Annotated in this window: 23 protein-coding genes; 18 read left to right on the forward strand and 5 right to left on the reverse strand. The window is 72.2% G+C overall.

From position 1 onward, the window contains the following. Positions 1-38 precede the first annotated feature (38 nt). From ACZ4O3_RS25650 to ACZ4O3_RS25660, 3 genes are all read left to right on the forward strand, one after another. Positions 39-674, forward strand: a complete 636-nt coding sequence (locus ACZ4O3_RS25650) for an ATP-dependent Clp protease proteolytic subunit (protein WP_362723058.1) — start codon at positions 39-41, stop codon at positions 672-674. A gap of 7 nt (positions 675-681) precedes the next feature. Continuing rightward, positions 682-990 (forward strand): hypothetical protein, encoded by a 309-nt coding sequence (locus ACZ4O3_RS25655; RefSeq protein ID WP_384997628.1) that lies wholly within the window; start codon positions 682-684, stop codon positions 988-990. A gap of 548 nt (positions 991-1,538) precedes the next feature. Continuing rightward, on the forward strand, positions 1,539-2,012 hold the full coding sequence (locus ACZ4O3_RS25660; protein WP_362723063.1) for a C40 family peptidase: 474 nt from the start codon (positions 1,539-1,541) through the stop codon (positions 2,010-2,012). Between the two features lie 43 nt (positions 2,013-2,055). On the opposite strand, the gene ACZ4O3_RS25665 is transcribed toward ACZ4O3_RS25660, so the two are convergent. Then, positions 2,056-2,514, reverse strand: a complete 459-nt coding sequence (locus ACZ4O3_RS25665; RefSeq protein ID WP_362723066.1) for an ATP-binding protein — start codon at positions 2,512-2,514, stop codon at positions 2,056-2,058. A gap of 214 nt (positions 2,515-2,728) precedes the next feature. Between ACZ4O3_RS25665 and ACZ4O3_RS25670 the strand changes: the two genes are divergently transcribed. Both ACZ4O3_RS25670 and ACZ4O3_RS25675 read left to right on the forward strand, forming a co-directional pair. Next, positions 2,729-3,589, forward strand: a complete 861-nt coding sequence (locus tag ACZ4O3_RS25670) for a helix-turn-helix domain-containing protein (RefSeq protein WP_362723068.1) — start codon at positions 2,729-2,731, stop codon at positions 3,587-3,589. Positions 3,590-3,598: 9 nt separating this feature from the next. Continuing rightward, positions 3,599-3,826, forward strand: coding sequence for a DUF397 domain-containing protein (locus tag ACZ4O3_RS25675; protein ID WP_362723070.1), 228 nt, complete (start codon positions 3,599-3,601; stop codon positions 3,824-3,826). Positions 3,827-3,885: 59 nt separating this feature from the next. On the opposite strand, the gene ACZ4O3_RS25680 is transcribed toward ACZ4O3_RS25675, so the two are convergent. Then, positions 3,886-5,013, reverse strand: coding sequence for an 8-amino-7-oxononanoate synthase (locus ACZ4O3_RS25680; protein WP_467724430.1), 1,128 nt, complete (start codon positions 5,011-5,013; stop codon positions 3,886-3,888). Between the two features lie 147 nt (positions 5,014-5,160). On the opposite strand from ACZ4O3_RS25680, the gene bioB reads away from it, so the two are divergent. Genes bioB through bioD form a run of 3 tightly spaced genes read left to right on the forward strand, consistent with a single transcriptional unit; the run spans position 5,161 to position 8,340 of the window. Then, positions 5,161-6,348 (forward strand): biotin synthase BioB, encoded by a 1,188-nt coding sequence (gene bioB, locus ACZ4O3_RS25685; protein WP_467724432.1) that lies wholly within the window; start codon positions 5,161-5,163, stop codon positions 6,346-6,348. Then, on the forward strand, positions 6,341-7,621 hold the full coding sequence (locus tag ACZ4O3_RS25690) for an adenosylmethionine--8-amino-7-oxononanoate transaminase (RefSeq protein ID WP_467724434.1): 1,281 nt from the start codon (positions 6,341-6,343) through the stop codon (positions 7,619-7,621). Before bioB ends, ACZ4O3_RS25690 begins: the two co-directional genes overlap by 8 nt. Before the next feature lie 2 nt (positions 7,622-7,623). Further along, positions 7,624-8,340 (forward strand): dethiobiotin synthase, encoded by a 717-nt coding sequence (gene bioD / locus ACZ4O3_RS25695; protein ID WP_467724436.1) that lies wholly within the window; start codon positions 7,624-7,626, stop codon positions 8,338-8,340. Between the two features lie 40 nt (positions 8,341-8,380). Here bioD and ACZ4O3_RS25700 read toward each other — a convergent pair whose 3' ends face one another. Continuing rightward, positions 8,381-10,570, reverse strand: coding sequence for a helix-turn-helix transcriptional regulator (locus tag ACZ4O3_RS25700; protein WP_467724437.1), 2,190 nt, complete (start codon positions 10,568-10,570; stop codon positions 8,381-8,383). A 116-nt stretch (positions 10,571-10,686) separates the two neighbouring features. On the opposite strand from ACZ4O3_RS25700, the gene ACZ4O3_RS25705 reads away from it, so the two are divergent. Further along, a complete protein-coding gene (locus ACZ4O3_RS25705; protein WP_467724439.1) occupies positions 10,687-11,373 on the forward strand; it encodes an esterase/lipase family protein in 687 nt (228 codons plus the stop codon). Between the two features lie 76 nt (positions 11,374-11,449). Then, the gene (locus ACZ4O3_RS25710) at positions 11,450-12,133 is read left to right on the forward strand and encodes a class I SAM-dependent methyltransferase (protein WP_362729166.1); all 684 of its coding nucleotides are present in this window, start codon (positions 11,450-11,452) and stop codon (positions 12,131-12,133) included. A 12-nt stretch (positions 12,134-12,145) separates the two neighbouring features. Here the strand turns inward: ACZ4O3_RS25710 and ACZ4O3_RS25715 are convergent, their stop codons facing one another. Next, positions 12,146-12,520 (reverse strand): fic family toxin-antitoxin system, toxin component, encoded by a 375-nt coding sequence (locus ACZ4O3_RS25715; RefSeq protein WP_362729168.1) that lies wholly within the window; start codon positions 12,518-12,520, stop codon positions 12,146-12,148. Between the two features lie 4 nt (positions 12,521-12,524). Beyond that, on the reverse strand, positions 12,525-12,776 hold the full coding sequence (locus ACZ4O3_RS25720) for a toxin-antitoxin system HicB family antitoxin (RefSeq protein ID WP_362729170.1): 252 nt from the start codon (positions 12,774-12,776) through the stop codon (positions 12,525-12,527). 127 nt (positions 12,777-12,903) lie between these two features. Between ACZ4O3_RS25720 and ACZ4O3_RS25725 the strand changes: the two genes are divergently transcribed. The 8 genes from ACZ4O3_RS25725 to ACZ4O3_RS25760 all read left to right on the forward strand — a co-directional run bounded on the left by ACZ4O3_RS25725 (position 12,904) and on the right by ACZ4O3_RS25760 (position 22,636). After that, positions 12,904-13,746, forward strand: coding sequence for an ABC transporter ATP-binding protein (locus ACZ4O3_RS25725; protein WP_467724442.1), 843 nt, complete (start codon positions 12,904-12,906; stop codon positions 13,744-13,746). Positions 13,747-13,750: 4 nt separating this feature from the next. Continuing rightward, a complete protein-coding gene (locus ACZ4O3_RS25730) occupies positions 13,751-16,318 on the forward strand; it encodes an ABC transporter permease (protein WP_467724444.1) in 2,568 nt (855 codons plus the stop codon). Between the two features lie 29 nt (positions 16,319-16,347). Next, entirely contained in the window at positions 16,348-17,208 is an 861-nt protein-coding gene (locus ACZ4O3_RS25735; RefSeq protein WP_467724446.1) for a TIGR03621 family F420-dependent LLM class oxidoreductase, read from the forward strand. Positions 17,209-17,350: 142 nt separating this feature from the next. Beyond that, positions 17,351-18,658, forward strand: coding sequence for a D-alanyl-D-alanine carboxypeptidase/D-alanyl-D-alanine endopeptidase (gene dacB, locus ACZ4O3_RS25740; RefSeq protein WP_467724448.1), 1,308 nt, complete (start codon positions 17,351-17,353; stop codon positions 18,656-18,658). Between the two features lie 119 nt (positions 18,659-18,777). Next, on the forward strand, positions 18,778-19,197 hold the full coding sequence (locus ACZ4O3_RS25745; RefSeq protein ID WP_362726081.1) for a GNAT family N-acetyltransferase: 420 nt from the start codon (positions 18,778-18,780) through the stop codon (positions 19,195-19,197). A 171-nt stretch (positions 19,198-19,368) separates the two neighbouring features. Then, complete coding sequence (locus tag ACZ4O3_RS25750; protein WP_467724450.1) at positions 19,369-20,709, forward strand: hemolysin family protein; 1,341 nt, start codon at positions 19,369-19,371, stop codon at positions 20,707-20,709. Continuing rightward, entirely contained in the window at positions 20,706-21,719 is a 1,014-nt protein-coding gene (locus ACZ4O3_RS25755; protein ID WP_362731492.1) for a hemolysin family protein, read from the forward strand. Before ACZ4O3_RS25750 ends, ACZ4O3_RS25755 begins: the two co-directional genes overlap by 4 nt. Positions 21,720-21,778: 59 nt before the next feature. Beyond that, complete coding sequence (locus ACZ4O3_RS25760; RefSeq protein ID WP_362731490.1) at positions 21,779-22,636, forward strand: SGNH/GDSL hydrolase family protein; 858 nt, start codon at positions 21,779-21,781, stop codon at positions 22,634-22,636. Positions 22,637-22,902 lie beyond the last annotated feature (266 nt).

Here is a 22,902-nt window from a genome sequence, read left to right on the forward strand (position 1 = left end):
GGCCACTGAGTCAGCTCAGCCGCGAGGAGGGGTACGTCATGACCCGACCGTCCGCCCGCTACGTCCTGCCCGAGTTCACCGAACGCACCGGCGCCGGGCAGCGCACCCTGGATCCGTACTCGAAGCTGCTGGAGGAACGGATCGTCTTCCTCGGCACGCCCGTCGACGAGACCTCGGCCAACGATGTGGCGGCCCAGTTCATGTACCTGGAGCACGCGGCGCCGGAGCGGGACATCTCGCTGTACATCAACTCTCCGGGCGGCTCGTTCAGCGCGATGGCCGCGATCTACGACACGGTCCGGTACGTCACCTGCGACGTGGAGACGATCTGCCTCGGGCAGGCCGGGGCGTCGGCCGCGGTGCTGCTCGCGGCGGGCACCCCGGGCAAGCGCTCCGTGCTGCCGGGTGCGCGGGTCGTGCTCCAGCAGCCGTCGCTGCCGGAGCCGGTACAGGGCCAGCCGAGTGATCTGGTCATCCGGGCGGCGGAGTTGGACAGGACCCGCGGGCTGCTCGAGGAGATGCTCGTCCGGCACACCGGGCGGACGGCGGCCCAGGTCCACCAGGACCTGGAGCGGGACCTGGTGCTGGACGCGCGGGCGGCGCTGGCGTACGGGCTGGTGGACCGGATCGTGCAAAGCCGCAGGAGCACCCTCGACCTGCCGGACGCGGGGTGAGTGCCCGATGCTGCCACCGGAGCTGCCGCCGCTGCCCGCGCTGACCCGCGCCGAGGGCGAGTTGGTCGACCGTTACCTGGACGTGGTCGACCTGCTGGGCCGGATCAACCCGGCGCAGAACGAGGACACCTATCGTGGGCTGCGCGCCGCGCAGGCGCTGGTGCGCGCGGCGGCCGAGCTGCGCGACGCCCTCGCGCTGATGCACCGGCGGGGCGAGACGGAACTGCACGGCGACACGCTGGCACGGGCGTTGCGGGTGCTCGACGGCGAGCGCCGGACCGCGCGCGTCGCACTCCCGCCCGACTGCGTACGGTGACGCCCGCCGACGTCCGGGGCGAGGCGTCCACCGGTCGATGGGACCGGAGTTGAAACGACCCAGTGGGGTTACGGCCGTTCGGCGGAGTGTGGCGTGGTTTTACCTGACGGCGGGGGCCGCTCAAGATGCGCGCACGAAGGGGCCCGCGAGGGGTTCCGGTGCAGGTCCGGGGCTACGCAGGGCAGTTGACGACTAATCGAACACAACCCTGTCCACCCGAACGGGTGGGTGGTGAGTAACCCCACAAATCCCCGATTCCGTTGGGATTTTCGGACACGCGTGAGTGAGGATCCCTGTCTGACGACAAGCCCCCGCCACCGCGGCGGGGCGATCCGTGCGGACGCCGAGTCCTGCCGCCGCCCGGATGACCGGTCGACGGAAGTGGATCGGCAGGAGTGGAGGACCCGAGCACGACGGGTCGCCGGCACGGTCGCACCACGACCGGACCGCGCAGCCCTTGGGGTGAAGCCGTGGCAACGCGGCCGGGCAACTTCGCCAGCCCGAATCCGACAGGTCATCCTTCACAGGCGGCTGACGAAGGGTTGCGCATGACTGCGCTCAATCGTGTCCCGTCGCTGATGGCGCGGGCCGGCACGGCCTCGGCGCTCACCATCGCCGCCGTGGGCGGCTCCATCGTGATCCCCGGTGTCGCCTCCGACGCCTCGGCCGCCACGATGGGGACGAAGGCACTTCAGGTCGCGGCCTCGAAGAAGGGCGCGCCCTACAGGTGGGGTGCCACCGGACCGAACCGGTTCGACTGCTCAGGGCTCACGCTGTACTCGTTCAAGAAGGCGGGCAAGAAGCTCCCGCGAACGGCGGCCCAGCAGTACAACAGGACCCGTCACATCTCGGCCGGCAAACGCAAGGCCGGTGACCTGGTCTTCTTCCACTCGGGTTCCAGCGTCTACCACGTCGGCATCTATGCCGGGAAGGGACGGATCTGGCACGCCCCGAAGACCGGGGACGTGGTGAAGCTCCAGAAGATCTGGACGCGGAGCGTCTGGTACGGCCGGGTCAGCTGACCCGCACAGCGGCACCCCTCAGCAGGCCGGCGGGAACTCGGGGCTACGGTTCCTGCCGGCCGGCTGCGGTGACCGTGCCGGCCCGGACCGCCCAGGGCAGTTCGATGAAGACGGTCTTGCCGCCCTCCCGGGTGGGGCGCACCCGGAGCTTGCCGCCGCACTCCGCGGTGAGCCAGCGGATGATGACCATGCCGCGCCCATTGTCCTGCTGCACCGCGGCCGGGAGTCTCTTGGGGAAGCGCGGATGGCTGTCCGTGACGCCGATGCGCAGCTGTTCGTCACGGTCGAGGACGAGGTCCACCGTGAAGGTGGGCGACTGGCCGAAGGTGTGCTGCACCGCGTTGGTGGCGAGTTCGGAGACGATGAGGCGGATGGTGTCCGCGGTCTCCGTCTCCGGTGGCAGCCCCCATTCGGCGAGGGTGCCCAGCGCGTAGGAGCGGGCCGTGGAGACCGAGGCGGGATCGCTCGGCAGAGTGATGGATGCTTCCAGGTGGTCTGCCATGGCGACGTCGTCCCTTTCCCACGGGACCGGAGTCCGACACACGGTGCGGATGGTTCGAGTACGGTCCCGGACTGGTGCTTCTTCGCCAGACTGCCATTACCAGGGTGGCCGGGGGAGCGATCCACCAAGATATGCATATATCTGTCGCTCGATGCGGTGAACTCTGCGACCCCAGAGTGTATTTGGGCGGCCCGGAAGGAGTAAGGAGTAGCCCATGCAGAACGGTCCCGCGGTGCGCCGTCGGAAACTGGGCTCCGAACTGCGCACTCTGCGCACCGGCGCCGGGCTCACGAGCGGTGAGGCCGCCCGTCTGGTGGGCTGGCATCAGTCGAAAGTGAGCCGGATCGAGACCGGCGCCAGCGGTGTGAAACCGGCCGATGTGCGGTCACTCCTCGACGCGTACGGCGTGGTCGAGGGGCAACTGCGCGAGTTGCTGCTGGTGTTGGCGGGGGCGGAGGACACCGCTGGGCGACACCACTGGTGGCACGCCTATCGTGGCGTACTGCCGCCCACCTACCGCGATTTCATCAGCCTGGAGTCGCAGGCGCGTGCGATGCGCACGCTGGAGACCTCGGTCGTACCGGGGCTGCTGCAGACCCCCGAGTACGCGCGTGCCGTGACCCGGGCGGCCGTCGACGGGCTCGACGACGAGGCGCTGGACGCCCTGGTGAAAGTGCGGCTGGCCAGGCAGGACGTGCTGCGCAACCATCCGCCGCTGGAGCTGAGCGCGGTCCTTGACGAGGCGGTGCTGCGCCGGGAGGTCGGCGGCCCGGGCGTGATGGCGCGGCAGCTGGAGCGGCTGCTGGAGGCGGCCCGGTTGCCCCAGGTACGGCTCCAGGTGCTGCCGTTCTCGGCCGGAGCCCATATCGGCATCACCGGGCCTTTCGTAATCTTCTCATTTCCGAGCACTTCTGATCTGGACGTAGTTGTTCTCGACCAGTTGACGAGTAGCCTCTACCTCGAACGGAAAGAAGACCTCCAGACCTACGCGGAGGCCTTCAACACCCTTCAGATCCACGCCCTTTCGCCCGAGGATTCGCTGGATTACATCGCCGGGATAGGTGACGGCGCGTAAGGAGGCACCATGACTGCACTGCCTCGGAACGTACCTTCAAGTGCTGATCTGCACGGATTGCGGTGGCTGCGCAGCAGCTACAGCACCGGAGCGAACAACTGCGTGGAGACGGCACGGCCGCGCTCCGGCCGGCTGGCCGGACTGCTCGCCGTGCGCGACTCCAAGGATCCGGCCGGACCCGCGCTGCTCTTCTCCCCCGAGAGCTGGGCGGGTTTCGTGTCGACGCTCACCTGCTGATCAGTCCGTAACCGAGTCCATATCCGTATTCGGTCAGGATCCGACCGTGTCACGCCGACTCATGGCCGTGTCTGACCGATCACCTGTACAGCGCGTTCGATCTCGGCCCCGGAGAGGTCTGCCCGGGCGGTCAGCCTGAGCCGTGAGATGCCGTCCGGCACGGACGGCGGACGGAAGCAGCCCACGGCCAGGCCTGCCGTACGGCAGTCGGCCGCCCACCGCACGGCCCCCTCCGGGGACGGGGCCCGCACGGAGACCACCGCGGCGTCCGGACGCACCGCTTCCAGACCCGCGGCGATCAGCCGTGCGTGCAGTTCGGCGGCCACCGCACGGGCCCGCTCCGCGCGTTCGGGCTCGCGGCGCAGCAGCCGCAGCGCCGCCAGGGCCGCTCCCGCCGCCGCGGGGGCCAGGCCGGTGTCGAAGATGAAGGTCCGGGCCGCGTTCACCAGATGGTCGATCACCCGGGCCGGGCCGAGCACGGCCCCGCCCTGGCTGCCCAGTGACTTGGACAGGGTCACGGTGACCACCACGTCGTCGGCGCCGGAGAGCCCGGCCGCGTGCGGCGCGCCCCGGCCGCCGTCCCCGAGCACCCCGAGCCCGTGCGCGTCGTCCACGAGCAGACCGGCGCCGTGCTCCCGGCACGCTTCGGCCAGGCCGGCCAGCGGTGCCGCGTCGCCGTCCACCGAGAACACCGTGTCGCAGACGACGACCGCGGGCCCCTCGTGCGTCCCGAGCGCCTTGCGCACGGCGTCCGGGGCGGCGTGCCCGACGACCTGGGTGGTGCCCCGGGCCAGCCGGCAGCCGTCGATCAGCGAGGCATGGTTGAGGGCGTCGGAGACGATCAGGGAGCCGTGCGGACCGAGGGTGGTGACGGCGGCGAGGTTGGCGGCGTAGCCGGAGGAGAAGACCAGGGCCGCCTCGAACCCGCAGAATTCGGCCAGCTCGCGCTCCAGCTCGGTGTGCAGCTCGGTGGTGCCGGTCACCAGCCGGGAGCCGGTGGAGCCGCCGCCCCAGGTCCGGGCCGCCCCGGCCGCGCCCTCGGTCACCTCGGGGTGGTGGGCGAGGCCCAGGTAGTCGTTGCTCGCCAGATCCAGCAGCGGCGAGTCGGCGGGGCGGGGGCGCAGGGTCCGTACCAGTCCGGCGCGGCGGCGGAGTTCCGCCTGTTCCTCGATCCAGCCGAACGCCATGGCTCCTCCGGTGAATTTGTAGGCAGTGGACAGACCCTAGCGGGACGACCAGCCACCCACTGTGTGGCAATACCCACACGTCGAACTGACAGGGTTGTGCAAACTCTCCTTGGCCAGGAGCGGCCCCGTAGTACAGGATCGGCTTTCATGGACCTGCTGAACACGCTGGTGGACAAGGGGCTTCGGCGCGAGCTGCCGACCCGCGAGGAAGCGCTCGCCGTGCTGGCGACCTCCGACGACGACGTGCTCGACGTGGTGGCCGCGGCCGGCAAGGTGCGCCGGCAGTGGTTCGGCCGGCGCGTGAAACTCAACTACCTGGTCAACCTCAAGTCGGGCCTGTGCCCGGAGGACTGCTCCTACTGCTCGCAGCGCCTCGGCTCCTCGACCGGGATCCTCAAGTACAGCTGGCTGAAACCCGACGAGGCCTCCAAGGCGGCCGCCGCCGGTCTGGCCGGGGGCGCCAAGCGGGTCTGCCTGGTGGCGAGCGGGCGCGGCCCGACCGACCGGGACGTCGACCGGGTGGCCGGCACCATCAAGGCGATCAAGGAGCAGAACGAGGGCGTCGAGGTGTGCGCCTGTCTCGGTCTGCTCTCCGACGGCCAGGCCGAGCGGCTGCGCGAGGCGGGCGCGGACGCCTACAACCACAACCTCAACACGTCCGAGGGGACGTACGGGGACATCACGACCACGCACACGTACGCCGATCGGGTGGACACCGTCAACAAGGCGCACGCGGCAGGTCTGTCGGCCTGCTCCGGTCTCATCGCCGGTATGGGCGAGAGCGACGAGGACCTGGTCGACGTGGTCTTCTCGCTCCGCGAGCTGGACCCCGACTCGGTGCCGGTCAACTTCCTGATCCCGGTCGAGGGCACCCCGCTGGCCAAGGAGTGGAACCTGACCCCGCAGCGCTGTCTGCGGATCCTGGCGATGGTGCGGTTCGTCTGCCCGGACGTCGAGGTCCGTATCGCGGGCGGCCGCGAGGTCCACCTGCGCACCATGCAGCCGCTCGCGCTGCACCTCGCGAACTCGATCTTCCTCGGCGACTACCTCACCACCGAGGGCCAGGCCGGCCAGGCCGATCTGGAGATGATCGCGGACGCCGGGTTCGTGGTCGAGGGCGCCGACGAGGTGACGCTGCCGCAGCACCGCTCGCAGGTCGCGGCCGGCGGCTGCGGGTCGCACGCGGAGGCCGGGTGCGGGTCGCATGCCGAGGCCGGGTGCGGATCGGGCGTCTGCGGCTCCCACGAGGACACCGCGCAGGCCAACGAGCCGCGCACCGACCTCGTCGCCGTCCGCCGCCGGGGCGCCGGAACGGATCTCGCGCCCAATGCCTGACCTGAGCGTCCCCGAGCTGCTGGAGCTGGACCGGCGGCACGTCTGGCATCCGTACGGACCGATGCCGGGCCGGGCCGAACCGCTCGTCGTGGAGTCGGCGAGCGGGGTCCGGCTGCGGCTCGCGGACGGCTCGGGCGAGTTGGTCGACGGCATGTCGTCCTGGTGGTCGGCGATCCACGGCTACAACCACCCGGTGCTCAACGAGGCCGCGCGCGGCCAGCTCGGCCGGATGAGCCACGTGATGTTCGGCGGGCTCACCCACGAGCCCGCGGTACGCCTGGCGAAGCTCCTTGTCGACATGTCGCCGAACGGACTGGAGCATGTCTTCCTCGCCGACTCCGGCTCCGTGTCGGTCGAGGTCGCGGTCAAGATGTGCCTGCAGTACTGGCGCTCTCTCGGCCGCCCCGCGAAACAGCGCCTGCTGACCTGGCGGGGCGGCTACCACGGCGACACCTGGCAGCCGATGTCGGTGTGCGACCCCGAGGGCGGGATGCACGAGCTGTGGTCCGGGATGCTGCCCCTCCAGGTCTTCGCGGACGCGCCTCCGGCCGAGTACGACGAGTCGTACGCCGACCGTCTGCGGTCGCTGATCGAGCGGCACGCGCACGAACTGGCCGCGGTGATCGTGGAGCCGGTGGTGCAGGGCGCGGGCGGGATGCGGTTCCACTCCCCCGGTTATCTGCGGGTGCTGCGCGAAGCCTGCGACGCGCACGACGTGCTGCTGGTGTTCGACGAGATCGCGACCGGTTTCGGCCGTACGGGCGCGCTGTTCGCGGCGGACCACGCGGCCGTCACGCCCGATGTGATGTGCGTGGGCAAGGCACTGACCGGCGGCTACCTGACGATGGCGGCGACCCTGTGCACGCCCCGGGTGGCCCAGGGCATCTCGCGGGGCGAGGTGCCGGTGCTGGCCCACGGCCCGACGTTCATGGGCAATCCGCTGGCCGCCGCCGTGGCCTGCGCCTCGCTCGGGCTGCTGCTGGCCCAGGACTGGCGGGCGGAGGTCAAGCGGATCGAGGCGGGCCTGCGGGACGGGCTGGCGCCGGCCCGGGAGATCCCCGGCGTGCGGGACGTCCGGGTCCTCGGCGCCATCGGGGTGGTCCAGCTGGACCACGAGGTGGACATGAAGGCCGCCACGGCGGCCGCCGTACGCGAGGGCGTCTGGCTGCGGCCGTTCCGCGATCTGGTCTACACGATGCCCCCGTACGTCACCGGCGACGCGGACGTGGCACGGATCGCGCGCGCGGTGTGCGCCGCCGCGCGGGAGGGATGAACATGCCGATCCTGATCATCACCGGGACGGGCACCGAGGTCGGCAAGACGGTCACCACGGCCGCCGTCGCCGCCGCGGCGCTCACGGCGGGCCGCACGGTCGCAGTCCTGAAGGCCGCGCAGACCGGGGTACGACCGGACGAGCGCGGGGACGCCGACGAGGTCGGGCGGCTCGCCGGCCCGGTGACGACGGCCGAACTCGCCCGTTTTCCGGAGCCGTTGGCGCCCGGGACGGCGGCCCGGCGGGCCGGGACGGCTCCGGTGCGTCCGCACGAGGTGGCGGAGGCCGCCGCCAAGCTGGCCACCGAGCACGAACTGGTGCTGGTCGAGGGGGCGGGCGGGCTGCTCGTACGGTTCGACGCGGCGGGCGGCACGCTGGCGGACGCGGCACGGCTGCTGAACGCGCCGGTGCTGGTGGTGGCGTCGGCCGGGCTCGGCACCCTCAACACCACTGAGCTGACGGCACGTGAACTGCGGGCACGTGAGCTGGAGTTGCTGGGTGTGGTGATCGGCAGCTGGCCCGGGTCCCCGGATCTGGCGTCGCGTTGCAACGTCGCCGATCTTCCGGAGGTGGCCGGGGCACCGCTGCTCGGTGCGCTGCCCGCCGGGGCCGGGGCGCTGACGCCCGCCGACTTCCGTGCGGCGGCGCCGGGCTGGCTGTCGGCGCGGCTGGACGGCAACTGGGACGCGGAGGCGTTCCGGCAACGGGAAGCGCGCTAGTACGCGTGACGGGCCGCGCAGCCGCACCCGGCCGACGGCCCTAGGCCGGCTCGCCGAGCAGCCGTACCAGTTCGATGCGCGAGCGGATGTCCAGCCGGGCGAAGACTCCGCGCAGGTGGTGGTCGATGGTGCGCGGACTCAGGTTGAGCCGGTCGGCTATCTCCCGGTTGGTGGCCCCCTCGGCGGCCATCCGGGCGACCGTCAGCTGCTGGGCGGTCAGGACGGCGGCCGGGTCCGGAGAACCGGCGCCGGACGGTGTCGACGCCGTTCCCAGCGCCCGGAGCTCCGCACGGGCCTGGGCCGCGCAATGGGTGGCGCCGAAGGACTCGAAGGCGGCCAGCGCGCTGTGCAGCCGGTCCCGGGCCTCGGGGCGCTGCCGCAGCCGGCGCAGCGCCCCGGCGAACAGCAGCTCGGTACGGGCACGTTCGAAGTCACGGATGCCCCGGGCGTGCAGGTCGAGTGCGGCACGGTAGTGCTGGACGGTCTCGGCGCCAGGGGCGAGCAGCGCCCGGCAGCGGGCGCTCAGCGCGAGGTCGTCGGCGCTGCGGACGGCGGTCGCCCAACGGTGGTAGTCGGCGTGTGCGGCACGGGCGACCCTGGTGTCTCCGGTACGGACCGCGGCCTCGACGTAGTGCGGGGTGGCCAGGTGCCGGATGGCCCGGTGGCCGTGTCCGGGGCCGAATCCGGCGAGGGCGCGCAGCCGGGCGGCGGCAGCGGGGAAGCGGCCGGCCGCCAGGTCGAGGAAGGCGAGCGCCCACTGCGCGAGGGCGGCGGGCAGACCGAGCCCGTGTGCCAGGGCGTGCGCGCGCACGGCGGCGGAGCGCTCGCGGCAGGCCTCCTCGTCGCCGCGGACGGCGGCGAACATGGCGAGGGCGGCCCGGAGGTGACAGGCACCGTTGTCCCGCCCGGTGGCGTGGGCCTGGCCCAGGGCCTCCTGGACGGCGGCCTCGGCGGCCCGGTTGCGGCCGCTCCAGAAGTCGGCGTAGGCCCGGAACTCCATGGCCTGTGCGGCCGTCGCCGGGGTACCGAGGGCACGGGCCGAGGCGGCCGCCCGGAGGGTGGCGGTGGCGGCGCGGGTGTGGTCGCCGAGCATCAGCGCGGCCATGCCGGAGTGGATCAGCAGGCTGGGGTCACCGCCCGGCCCGCAGCGGCCCGCGGTGCCCGTGAGGAGGATCCGGGCGTCGTCGTAGCGGCCCTCCACGGCGGCGGCGAGTGCGGCGAGGATGCCCGGCGGGGAGACGCCCAGCCACCTGGCGAGGTCATGGGCCTCCCGGCAGCGTCTGAGGTCGCCGGTGTAGACGGCGGCCTCGGTGGCGAGGGCGAGGAGTACGGCGGAGTCGGCGGAGTCGGCGGAACGTTCCTGCCCGCCGGCGGCGGTGAGCAGGGCGTCGAAGGCCTCCGCCGCGTTGCCGGCCCGGAGGGCGAGGACCCCGTCGAGGGCGGAGTCGGCGGTACGGGCGGCGAGCCGTCTCGCCCGGTCGGGCTCTCCGCAGCGCCAGGCGTCGGCGGCGGCCCGGGCGAGCAGCCGGGCCTCCGCCACCGGGTCCGGGCAGAGGTCGGCGGCGCGTTCGGCGAGGGCCCGGGCGAGCGCGGGTCTGCCCTCGGCGCGCGCCCGGTCGGCGGCGACCCGGAGCTCCGCCGCGAGCCGGGCGCTGGGGCCGAGCGCGGCGGCGCCCCGGTGCCAGGAGCGGCGGGTCGTCTCGCCCTTGCCGCCCAGCACCCGGGCGAGGAGCTGGTGGGCCGCGCGCGGGTCGGCGGGCGAGGCGGTCCCGTAGGCGGCGATCCGGGTCCAGGCGTCCCGGAAGAACACCCCGCCGGCACCGGCGTGGGCGACTCCGGCGGTCTCGGCGGCCTCCAGCGGACGGGTGTCGAGCCGGCCGGCCGTGACCGCGCGCAGGAAGGCGTGGGTGGCGACCGGGTACTGGTCGGCCGCGGCCAGGAGCAGTAGCCGACGGGTGTCGTCGGGCAGCGCGCGGATCTCCCGGCGCAGCCCATGGAGCAACCGCGGGGCGAGTTCGGCCGGTTCGGCCGGCAACGGGTCGAGTCCCGCCGTCTGCCGTTGGGTGAGGCGCGGCACGAGTTCGGCCACGGCGCGCTGGTCCTCGTATACGACCCGTCGCACCCGGGCGCGTACGCCCTCGGGGAGCGCCGATGCCGGGCACGGCACCGCGTCGGTGGTCTGCGGTGGCGAAGTGCGGTCAAGAGGTGGGGGATTCACCGGTATCACCACACGAAAGACGTTACTGGCGAGTTAGTTGACTCGTAAAGACTGGCGACTTCGCCGATGCGGCGCGCGTAGACCCGTCCCGACACTCCTGAACAACCCCACCCGTTTCAGGAGGCATCATGCAACGCGCCACGCGTCGCATCGCAACCGCTCTGACGGCGACAGCCGGTTCGCTCCTTCTGTCACTCCCCCTGGCCACCACTCCCGCGCAGGCGGCGAGCCACGACCCGGTCGTCTTCGTACACGGCCTCAGCAGCGACTCCAGCAGCTGGGACGACTGGATCGCGGACTTCGAGGCGGACGGCTACGCGTCCTCCCAGCTGTACGCGTGGTCCTACGACTGGACGAAGTCGAACGTCACCACCGCTTCGCAGCTGTCGAGCTACATCCAGACCGTGCTGTCGCGGACCGGCGCCTCGAAGGTGGACCTGGTGGTCCACTCCATGGGCGCGCTGAACAGCCGCTACTACCTCAAGAACCTCGGCGGGACCTCGTTTGTGGACGACTTCGTGTCGGTCGCCGGGGTGAACCACGGGACGAGCGTCGCCTCGCTGTGCGGGTGGCTGTACACCTCCTGCAAGGAGATGACGACCGGCAGTTCCTTCCTCACCTCCCTCAACTCCGGTGACGAGACGCCCGGCAGCGTCTCCTACGCGGCGTACTGGTCGAACTGCGACTCGGCGATCGACCCGGACTCCTCGGCGCTGCTGAGCGGGGCGACCACCGTCGGGGTCGGCTGCGTCTCGCACACCGACATGAACGACGACCACGGCGTCTACCAGCAGGTGCGGGACTTCATCGCCTGACCCGGCGGCGGGGGGGTGCGACGGGCCCTCGCGGGGGACAATCACCGTAGAACTGCTCCCGTCGGGAGGTATCGTCATGCGGCTGATGTCCACCGCCACCGGGAATCCGGTGCGGGACCCCGTCCACCACCCGTTGTTCGCCCGCTGCTACGCCCGCGTCAGCGTGAGCGCCGAGACCAGGCTCGGGATGGCCGCCATCAGGGAGCGGCTGCTGTCCGGGCTGTCCGGGCGCGTGATCGAGATCGGTGCGGGCAACGGCCTGAACTTCGACCGCTATCCGGCCTCCGTCGCGGAGGTCGTCGCGATCGAACCGGAGCGCACGCTGCGGCAGTTGGCGGCTGAGGCCGCGGTCCGTGCGGAGGTCCCGGTGGACGTGGTGCCGGGCGCGGCGGAGGCGCTGCCGGTGAAGAGCGAGGCGTACGACGCGGCGGTGCTCTCCCTGGTGCTGTGCAGTGTGCGGGACGTGCGGCGGGCGCTCGCGGAGGTCCGGCGGGTGCTGCGGCCGGGCGGTGAGCTCCGGTTCTTCGAGCACGGCCGGGGCGGTGGTCCGGCGATGCTGTTCACCCAGCGGGCGCTGGACCGGACGGTGTGGCCGCTGCTGAGCGGCGGCTGCCATCTGTCCCGGGAGCCGGTCGCGGAGCTGCGCGCGGCCGGGTTCGAACTGGGCCCGTACCGGCGGATGTCGGTGCCGGAGAACGGCCTGCGGTTGCCGTCCTCCTCCTGCGTGCTGGGCGTCGCTCGCAAGCCCCCTCAGTCCTGAGCGGAACCCGGTTCACAGACTCCAGCGGCGCAGTTCCTCCGCGATGTCGGACACGCTCGCCTCGCCGGCCTTCACCAAACGGGCCAGATCACGGACCTGTTCCGGCGAGGTGACGACCTTCAGGCCGCTGGCCACCAGGTAGGCGTAGGCGACCGAGGACGCGAAGAGGGCGTTCGAACGCTCGAGGGCCGGGACGTGGATGAGGAGTTGCAGCAGGGCGGCGGCACGGGCCTGCGGGGTGTCGTAGACGGGGACGTCGAATATCTCGGCCTGATGCCTGGCGACGGCCGCGATCAGCGCGCCCCAGTCGGTGACCTGCGGGTCACCCGGGGTCTTCTGTTCGGCGAGCATGAGGAGCCAGGCGAGGTCGATGGTCAGGTCGCTCAAGGGATCAGTGACGGCCTTCGCTCTTGTCAGACGTGTCGGGACCCTGCGCTTCGCCGAATTCCTCCGCGAAGACGGACTCGTACTGCTTCATGAAGTCGGCGGCGGCCTCGACGAACGTACGGCCCGCTTCACCCGTGTCCTGCATGACCAGTTCCTCTATGTAGCGGTTGACGCTCATGCCGCGCGCGAGGGCGCGTTCGCGGGCCGCTCTGGCGGTGCCCTCGTCCACGCGCACGTTCAGCTGGGTCTTCGCCATACGTACGACGCTAGCGCGGTTGTGCTAGCAGCGGCAAGCGCGCATCGGAATCGAAAAGGGATACCACCTGTGCGACGGCTCACACTACGCTCGGCGCCGACGAACCCGCGCGAGCGAGGAGGCAGTCTTGGCCACACCTGCTGCGAAGGCACCCGCCGCCGAGGGGACAGCAGCCCGGGCACGGGGGCTGACCAAGGCGTACGGCGCGGGTGAGACGGCCGTGCTGGCACTCGACTCGGTGGACGTGGACATCGATCGCGGCCGCTTCACCGCCGTCATGGGCCCGTCGGGTTCGGGCAAGTCCACGTTGATGCACTGTCTGGCCGGACTTGACACCGTGTCGGCCGGTCAGGTCTGGCTCGGCACCACCGAGATAACGGGGCTGCGGGAGCGCGAGCTGACGCGCCTGCGCCGGGACCGGATCGGGTTCATGTTCCAGTCGTTCAACCTGATCCCGACACTGAACGCGGCCGAGAACATCACCCTGCCCATGGACATCGCGGGCAAGAAGCCCGACGGGAAGTGGCTGGACCAGGTCATCGACACGCTCGGGCTGCGGGACCGGCTGAAGCACCGGCCGGCGCAGCTGTCCGGCGGACAGCAGCAGCGGGTGGCCTGCGCGCGGGCGCTGGCCTCCCGGCCGGAGCTGATATTCGCCGACGAGCCCACCGGCAACCTGGACTCGCGGGCCGGTCTGGAGGTGCTGGGCTTCCTGCGGGACGCGGTCGACCAGTTGGGGCAGACGGTGGTCATGGTGACCCATGACCCCGGTGCCGCCGCCCACTCCGACCTGGTGCTCTTCCTCGCGGACGGGCGGCTGGTGGACCGGATGGAAGGGCCGACGGCCGACGCCGTACTGGAACGGATGCGCCTCTTCCCCGGAGCCGGCGGCCCCGCCGAGCCCGCCGGAGCCGCCGGGCCCCCCGGTTCCGACGTGGAGAGCGGGTCCGCGGGGCCCGAGGAGGGCTGACCCCGTGCTCAAGGCAACCCTGCGGAGTTTTCTGGCCCACAAGGGACGGCTGCTGCTGTCCGCGCTGGCCATCGTCCTGTCCGTGGCGTTCGTCGCGGGCAGCCTGATCTTCTCCGACACCGTCACCCGCACCTTCGACCGGCTGTTCGCCTCCACCTCCGCCGACGTGACGGTGGAGCCCAGGGAGGACCTCAGGTCGTCGGTGCCGACCGGTGCCGTACAGACCGTGCCGGCCGCGCTGAGGGAGCGGGTCGCCGAGGTCGACGGGGTCGCGGACAGCCATGCGGACGTGTCCGTGCAGAACGTCGTGGTGGTCGACAGCCACAACGAGTCGGTCGGCCCGACCACCGGCGCCCCGACGATCGCCACCGACTGGTACCTCACCCACCGCAGCCCCGTGAAACTCACCTCGGGGCACGCGCCGCGGGGCGCGGGCCAGGCACTGCTCGACGCGGACACCGCCGACAAGAAACACGTGCGCATCGGCGACACCCTCACCGTGCAGGCCCAGCCCGGCACCTTCGAGGTCGAGATCGTCGGCATCGCCACCTTCACCACCACCAACCCCGGCGCGGCCCTGGTCTTCCTCGACCCGTCGGTGGCCGCGAAGGAACTGCTCGGCACCGCCGACCGGGCCACCAGCATCTCGGTGGACGCGGCGCCGGGCGTCACCGACGCCGTGCTGAAGCACCGGATCGGCGAGGCGATCGGTACCGGCACCTACGACCTGAAGACCGCCGACGAACAGGCGAAGTCCTCCGCCGCTGACCTGGGCGGCTTCCTCGACGTCATCAAGTACGTGATGCTCGGCTTCGCCGGTATCGCCACCCTCGTGGGCGTCTTCCTGATCGTGAACACCTTCTCCATGCTGATCGCCCAGCGCACCCGCGAGCTGGGCCTGCTGCGCGCGCTGGGCGCCGACCGCCGTCAGGTACGGCGGTCCGTGCTCACCGAGGCGGTGCTGCTCGGGCTGGTCGGTTCGACACTGGGACTGGCCGCCGGTATCGGCCTGGCGCTCGGGCTGATCAAGCTGATGGGCGCGTTCGGGATGAACCTCAGGACCACCGAGATGGTCATCGGCTGGGGCACCCCCGTCGCCGCGTACGTCGTGGGCGTCGGTGTCACCTTCGTCGCCGCCTATCTGCCCGCCCGGCGCGCGGCCACCGTGTCGCCGATGGCGGCGCTCGCGGACGCCGAGATCGCCGGGGTGGGCAAGCCGTTGCGGACGCGGGCGCTCGTGGGCGCGGTCGTCGGGGCGCTCGGGGCGGCGGCCCTCGTCGGCTGCGCGACGGCCACGAAGACCGCCCCGGCCGCCTCGCTGCTCGGCCTCGGGGTGGTGCTGACCCTGCTCGCCACGGTCGTCTCGGGCCCGCTCCTGGTACGCCCGGTGATCCGCGTCCTGGGCGCGGCCTTCCCCGCCCTCTTCGGCTCGGTCGGCCGGATGAGCCAGCGCAACGCCCTGCGCAACCCGCGCCGTACCGGCGCCACCGCCGCCGCGCTCATGGTGGGACTGGCCCTGGTCGGCGGGATGTCCGTGGCCAGCGCCTCCATGTCCAAGTCCTTCGACCAGCAGATCGACAGGACGCTGGGCGCCGACTTCATCGTCCAGAACGGCAACTTCCTGCCGTTCACCGAGGAAGTCACCGACAAGGTGCGCGGCACCGAGGGCGTCGGACTGGTGGTACGGCAGCGCTTCGCGCCGGTGGCGGTGCGGCTGCCGGACGGCAAGCGGGTCACCACGACCGCCGCCGGGTACGACCCGCGGGTCGACGAGGTCGCGCATGTCGCCTACAAGGGCGGCGACACCGCCGCCGCACTGGCCGACGGCAGCATCGGCATGGACGCCGCCTTCGCCGCGGACCACAAGGTGCGCCTCGGCAGCGTTCTCCCGGTCGAGTTCCAGGGCGGCAAGCGCGCCGAGATGACGGTGGGCGCCCTCACCGACCAGGACAGCGGCAGCGCCTTCGGCACCCAGGGCGGGCTGTTCTTCGGCATCGCCACCGTGGAGAAGTACCTCCCCGGCGGGCAGGACTCGTCGTTGTACGTCAACCACGCCTCCGGTACGAGCGTGGACCGGCTCCGCGCGAACCTGGAGAAGACCCTCGCGCCGTTCCCGCAGGTCCAGGTCCGCGACCAGGCCGACTACAAGAAGCTGGTGCACGACCAGATCTCGGTGCTGCTGTACCTCGTCTACGCGCTGCTGGGCCTCGCGATCGTGATCGCCGTGCTCGGCGTGGTCAACACCCTCGCCCTGTCGGTCGTGGAGCGCACCCGGGAGATCGGCCTGCTGCGCGCGATCGGGCTGGGCCGGCGGCAGCTGCGCCGGATGATCCGGCTGGAGTCGGTGGTCATCGCGGTGTTCGGCGCGGTGCTGGGGCTCGCGCTCGGCCTGGTGTGGGGCGTGTGCACCCAGCAGGTGCTGGCGCTCCAGGGCATGAAGGCGCTGGCGGTCCCGTGGGGCACGATCGTCGCCGTGGTGGTCGGCTCGGCGGTCGTGGGCATCGTGGCGGCGCTGTTGCCGGCGCTGCGTGCCTCGCGCATGAACGTGCTGGCGGCCATCGCGCACGAGTGACTCAAGTCATCGACCGTTGAGGAGAGTTCGTGCCGCGCCCGTTCCGCTTCGGGGTCAGCCTGCTCACGCCCGCGTCGGCCGCCGAGTGGCGTACGAAGTGCCGGCGCGCCGAGGAGCTCGGCTACGACGTGCTCCTCGTCCCCGACCATCTGGGCATGCCCGCGCCCTTCCCGGCGCTGGTCGCGGCGGCCGGGGCGACCGAACGGCTCGGTCTCGGCACCTTCGTCCTCAACGCGGGCTTCTGGAACCCCGTGCTGCTCGCCCGCGAGGTCGCGACGACCGCCGCGCTGACCGGCGGCCGTCTCGAAGTCGGGCTCGGCACCGGCTACGTGCAGGCGGAGCACGAGAGGGCCGGGCTGCCGTTCGGCTCGCCGCGCGAGCGGGTGGACCAGCTGCGGAGCACGGTCGAGGAGCTGCTCAAGGCGGACGGTCCCCGGGTGCCGCTGCTGATCGGCGGCAACGGCGACCGGATGCTGCGGCTGGCCGCCGAGCACGCGGACATCGCGGCCTTCGCCGGGGCCCGTCTGACGCCGGGCAGCACGGAGGGCCGTCTGGAGCCGGTCACGGCACGGGACCTCGACGAACGGGTCTCCCGCTACGCGGAGTTGGCGTCGGGACGCGGTGAACCAGCCGAACGGAACCTGCTCATCCAGATCGTCGCGGTCACCGACGACCCCCGGTCCGCGCTCGGCCCGCTCCTGGAGCGGCGGCCCGAACTGAGCCTGGCCCGGGCCCTCGCCCTGCCCACGGTCCTCGTCGGCACACTGGAGGAGGTCACCGGGCGGGTGCGGGGGCTGCGCGAGCGGTACGGGTTCTCCTATCTGACCGTCCTGGAGCCGTACATGGAGGCCTTCGCGCCGGTGCTGGCCGGGCTCGCGGGCGACCGCTGACGGTCCGGCGTCGCCATCCGGCCAGGCTTCCCCACTGCACAACGTGCCCATGGGTAATCTCCGTTGCGGCTGTTGCTTTCCCTTTCAAGATTCACTGGATCTCCGGCACGTCCCCCACTCACACACCTGGACCGAGTCCTCCATGTCGAACTCCTCCGCCGGCCGCGCGGGCGTCCGCCTCCACAGGGGCAGAACGCTCGGTCCGGCGCTCCGCCGTGCCGCCGTCATCGCGGTGACCGCTCCCGTCGCCGGGACGATCCTGTTCGGCACGTCCGCCTTCGCGGCGCCCGCCCCCCTCGACCCCGCCGAGCAGTCGATCGCGGACCGTCTCAGCACCCGTGTCCAGGACACCCGCCTGGGCAGCACGCTGAGCGGTGTCGTGATCGACGCGGACTCCGGCGGCCTCGTGTGGGGTCATGACGCGACCACCGCGCTGATGCCCGCGTCCAACACCAAACTGGCCACCTCGACCGCCGCGCTGACGGTTCTCGGCCCAGACCACCGTTTCACCACCAAGGTCGTCTACGGCAACGGCACCGTCACCCTGGTCGGCGGCGGGGACCGCACTCTGACCTCCGCCGACCTCGACGCGCTGGCCGACACCGTCGTCGCGGGCCTGAAGAACGCGGGCGTGACCTCGGTGAAGGTGCGGGTCGACGACAGCCTCTTCCCCGCGCCCACGCTCGCCGCCGGCTGGAACGACGGCTACTACCCCGACTCCGTCGCCCCGGTACGGGCGCTGGTGGTCGACGGCCGCCACGTCACGGACACGTCCCTGGACGCCGGCCAGACCTTCGCCAGGCTCCTCGCCGAGCGAGGCGTCACCGTCAGCGGGAACGTCGCCCGCGGCACCGCAGCCACCGGGACCGCCACCGTGGCACAGCACCGGTCCGACGTGCTGTCCGCCGTCGTGGAACACATGCTCAAGGTGAGCGACAACGACATCGCCGAGACCCTGCTGCGGACCACCGCGCTCGCCGCCGGACGGCCGGCCACCTTCGAGGACGGCACGGCTGTCGTACGGCAGGTTCTCGGCCAGTACGGCGTGTCGCTGGCCGACTTCGAGATCCACGACGGCAGTGGGCTCTCCCGTGCCAACCGGATCCCGGCACAGACCATCGCCGACATCCTCGACCTGGCCGGCTCCGCCGCCGACAGCCGGACCCTGAAGTACGTCGTGGACGGACTGCCCGTCGCGGGTGAGGCGGGCTCGACGCTGGGCCCGGAGTGGGGCCGGTTCGACACCGCGGACTCCCAGTGCGCCGTCGGAAAGGTCGGCGCCAAGACGGGCACGCTGACCGGGGCGATCGCGCTGAGCGGACTGACGAAGGCCGAGGACGGCCGCTGGAAGATCTTCTCCTTCATCGAGAACGGCTCCACCGCCGACCCGGCCGCCACCAAGGACGCCCTCGACGGCCTGGCCGCCACCGTCAACGGCTGCTGGGCGTAGGGCGCGGAACGAGATCGGCCGGGCGGGACGGCCCGGCCCGCGGGTCCGCCTGATCCGCCTGATCCGCACGGCGGAAAACTCGTTCGCCAGACGGGTGAGCACCCTGCTTGGCTCGTGCCATGAGTGATCTTCGTATCCGCTGCGCCGCCTTCTCGGACGTCGACACCGTGCTGGGGTTCTGGCGTGCGGCCGCGGAGGGAACGAGCATCAGCGACGACCACGACGGCGTGACCCGGCTCATCGCGCGGGACCCCGAGGCCCTGCTCCTCGCCACCCGTGACGGTGTCCTCGCCGGAACCGTCATCGCCGGTTTCGACGGCTGGCGCTGTTCCGCCTACCGCCTCGCCGTACACCCGGACCACCGTCGGCGGGGTGTCGCGACCGCCCTGCTGCGAGCCGCAGAGGAGCGCTTCGCCGCCCTGGGCGGACGACGCGTGGACGCCATGGTCCTGGAGGCCAACGCGCCGGCCCACCACACCTGGGCCGCCACCGGCTACCACCGCGAGGACCACTGGCGACGCTGGGTCAAACCGCTGTAGGTGATACTTACACACACCCTGCTTTGCCGATCCTTTACCCTTGAGGAGTCGTGCCGTTCCCCGATGAAAGGTGTGTGAGCGTCCGCCCATGGGCGAGCCTCCCGGTCCCCCGTCCCGCCAACACCGCGCGGTCCCGACCGCCCTGTCCGACCATGGGACGGAGGTGACCCGATGACCGAAGTGCTCCTCCTGCTGGTGGCGATCCTGCTCTCGCTCGCCTGCGGCGCCTTCGTCGCCGCCGAGTTCTCGCTGACCACCGTGGGTCGCGGCGAACTGGAGCGCGCCGTCGTGCGCGGCGAGCGCGGGGCGGCGGGCGCCCTCAGGGCCGTACGGCAGCTGACCTTCCAGCTCTCGGGAGCGCAGCTCGGCATCACGGTCACCAATCTGGTGGTCGGCATGCTCGCCGAACCGTCGATCGCCAAGCTGCTGGCCGGTCCGCTGGAGGCGGTCGGCATCGCACGCTCCGCGGCGAGTTCGCTCGCCCTGGTGATCGGCACCGCGCTGTCCACGGTCTTCCTGATGGTCGTCGGCGAGCTGGTGCCCAAGAACTGGGCGATCTCCTCTCCGCTCGCCGTCGCCAAACGGGTGGGCAACGCCCAGCGCTGGTTCAGCGCGGCCTTCCGGCCCTTCATCACGCACCTGAACAACACCGCGAACCGGTTGGTACGACGGTTCGGCCTGGAGCCCGCCGAGGAGCTGGCCTCCGCGCGCGGCCCCCAGGAGCTGGCCGCGCTGGCCCGGCACTCCGCCAAGAAGGGCTCGCTGGAGGCGGACACCGCCGAGCTGTTCGTGCGCACCCTGAACCTCGCCGATCTCACCGCGGAGAACGTGATGACCCCACGCGTGCAGGTCGTCGCCCTGGAGGTCCACGCCACCTGCGAGGACGTCGCGAACGCGACCCGGGCGACCGGGCTGTCCCGCTTCCCGGTCTACCGGGAGAGCCTGGACACGGTCGTCGGCACCGCCCACATCAAGGACATCCTGGCCCTGCCGGTGGCGGAGCGGGGCCGGGTCCGGGTGGCCCAGGTGATGCGCGAGCCCCTGCTGGTCCCCGAGTCCCTCACCGTCGACCGCCTCCTGGACCGCCTCGGCGGCCGGCGCACCATGGCCGTCGTCATCGACGAGTACGGCGGTACGGCCGGCGTCGCCACCCTGGAGGACATCGTCGAGGAGGTCGTCGGCGAGGTGCGCGACGAACACGACCCGCACGAGACGCCCGACCTCGCTCCCGCGGGCGCCGACGAGCGGGGCCGCGCGCTCTACTCCGCGGACGGCGCGGCCCGTATGGACCAGCTCGCACGCGTCGGCCTGAGGCCGCCCGACGGGCCGTACGAGACGCTGGCCGGGCTGGTCGCGGCCGAGCTGGGGCGGATACCCGAGACCGGGGACGGCGTCGAGGTCGCCGGGTGGCGCCTGGACGTGGTGGACGCCTCGGGGCGGCGGGCGGCCCGGGTGCTGCTGCACGCGCCGCACGCCGACGCGCAGGACCAGAGTCAGGAGGGGCACCGGTGACCGCCGTACAGCTGCTCATCGGCCTCGCCACGCTGGTCGTCAACGCCTTCTTCGTGGGCGCCGAGTTCGCGCTGATCTCCGTACGCCGCTCCCAGATCGAGCCGCACGCCGAGGCGGGCGACCGGCGGGCCAGGAGCGTGCTGTGGGGCCTGGAGCACGTGTCGGCGCTCCTGGCCGCCGCCCAGCTCGGCATCACCCTGTGCACGCTGGTGCTGGGCGTGGTCGCCGAGCCGGCCATCGCCCATCTGCTGGAGCCGGTGTTCCACGCGGTCGGCGTGCCCACGAGCGCGGGCCATGTCGTGTCCTTCGTGATCGCGCTGACCCTGGCCACCTATCTGCACATGCTGCTCGGCGAGATGGTGCCGAAGAACGTGGCGCTCGCCGAGCCCGTGCGCAGCGCGCTGCTGCTCGGGCCGCCGCTGGTGACGCTCTCCCGCGCCCTGCGCCCGGTGATCTTCACGGTGAACGCCTTCGCGAACGGCCTGCTCAAGCTGTTGCGGGTGGAGACCAGGGACGAGGTCGCCGCGACCTTCACGGACACCGAGCTGGCCGAGATCGTCAAGGACGCCAGCGAGGCGGGCCTGATCGACGACCGGGCGCAGGAGCGGCTGCACGACGCCCTGGAGCTGGGTCGGCGGCCGGTGCGCGACGTGGTCGTACCGCTGGAACGTGTCGTCTACGCGCGCGTGGGCGTCACCCCGGACGAGCTGGAGCGGCTGTCGGCGGGGTCGGGTTTCTCCCGGTTCCCGGTGGTCGACGAGGGGCGGCGGATCGTCGGCTATCTGCACGTCAAGGACGCCCTGGACGCCTCGCCCCGGGACGAGGCGTTCCGGCTGCGGGAGATGCGGCCCATCGCCCGGGTTCGGGAGGACACCCCGCTGGACGACGTGCTCACCGCGATGCGGGGCAGCCGCACCCACCTGGCGGGCGTGCTCGGCGACGACGGCCGGCTGGCCGGGCTCGTGACGATGGAGGACGTGCTGCGGGAGCTGTTCGGGCAGCACGCGTAGCCGCCTCCGGGGAGGAACCGACTGACGGGTATGCGCCTCGGGATACCATCTCTGTCGCCATGCAGAAGAACCCTTTGCGCCCCGCGCCGCCCACCCACTCCAGCCTGGTCGCGGTCGGCGACTCCTTCACCGAGGGCATGTCGGACCTGCAGCCCGACGGCTCGTACCGGGGCTGGGCCGATGTCCTCGCCACCCGGATGGCCGGCCGCACCCCCGGCTTCCGCTACGCCAACCTCGCGGTGCGAGGCAAACTGATCCGCCAGATCGTCGAGGAGCAGGTGGACGTGGCGGCCGCGATGCGGCCCGACGTGATCACCCTCGTCGGCGGCTTGAACGACACCCTGCGCCCCAAGTGCGACATGGCCTTGGTCCGGGACCTGCTCACCGAGGCGGTGGAGCGGCTGGCGCCGGCCTGCGAGCAGCTGGTGCTGATGCGCAGCCCCGGCCGCCAGGGCCCGGTCCTCGACCGGTTCCGGCCGCGCATGGAGGAGCTGTTCGCCTGCGTCGACGAGCTGGCCGGGCGGCACGGCGCAGTCGTGGTCGACCTGTACGGCGCCCCCTCGCTCTCCGACCCGCGCATGTGGGACGTGGACCGGCTGCACCTGACCGCCGAGGGACACCGCCGGGTCGCGGAGGCGGTCTGGCAGACCCTCGGGTACGAGGCCGAGGACACCGAATGGCACACGCCCATGCCGGTCACGGCGCCGCCCGGCTGGGCCGCGCGGCGGGTGGCGGACGCCCGCTTCACCAGACAGCACCTGCTGCCGTGGATAGGCCGCCGCCTGACCGGCCGCTCCTCCGGCGACGGCCGGACAGGGGCCCAGTTCAGCGCTGAGCTGGGCAGAGCCTTCTGGGTCACCCCCGCGGACCACACGAACCCCGGCCCGGTGACGGACTGGCGACGAGTGGACTCCTGAGCCGGAGCCCCGTACAGGCCCTGCCCTGCCCGGCTGCCCCGCGCGGGGCGGCCCGGGCGTTCGGGGCGGGGCACCCCCGCGGTCGCGGCTCCGCGGGCTCCCCCTGACCCTCTCTCCCGGCACGCTCTCCCGGCACGGTGCTCCGTCGGTACCGTGACCTCCGGCGGGGGCGCCGCGTCCTCGTCGCCCCGGCGCGACCGGCCGTCGTTGCGACCGGCCTGCCCGCATGTTCCAGGAGCCTCTTCCAGGCACGGGAGGCTCGATTC

This window comes from Streptomyces sp. NPDC026515 (genome assembly GCF_055567595.1).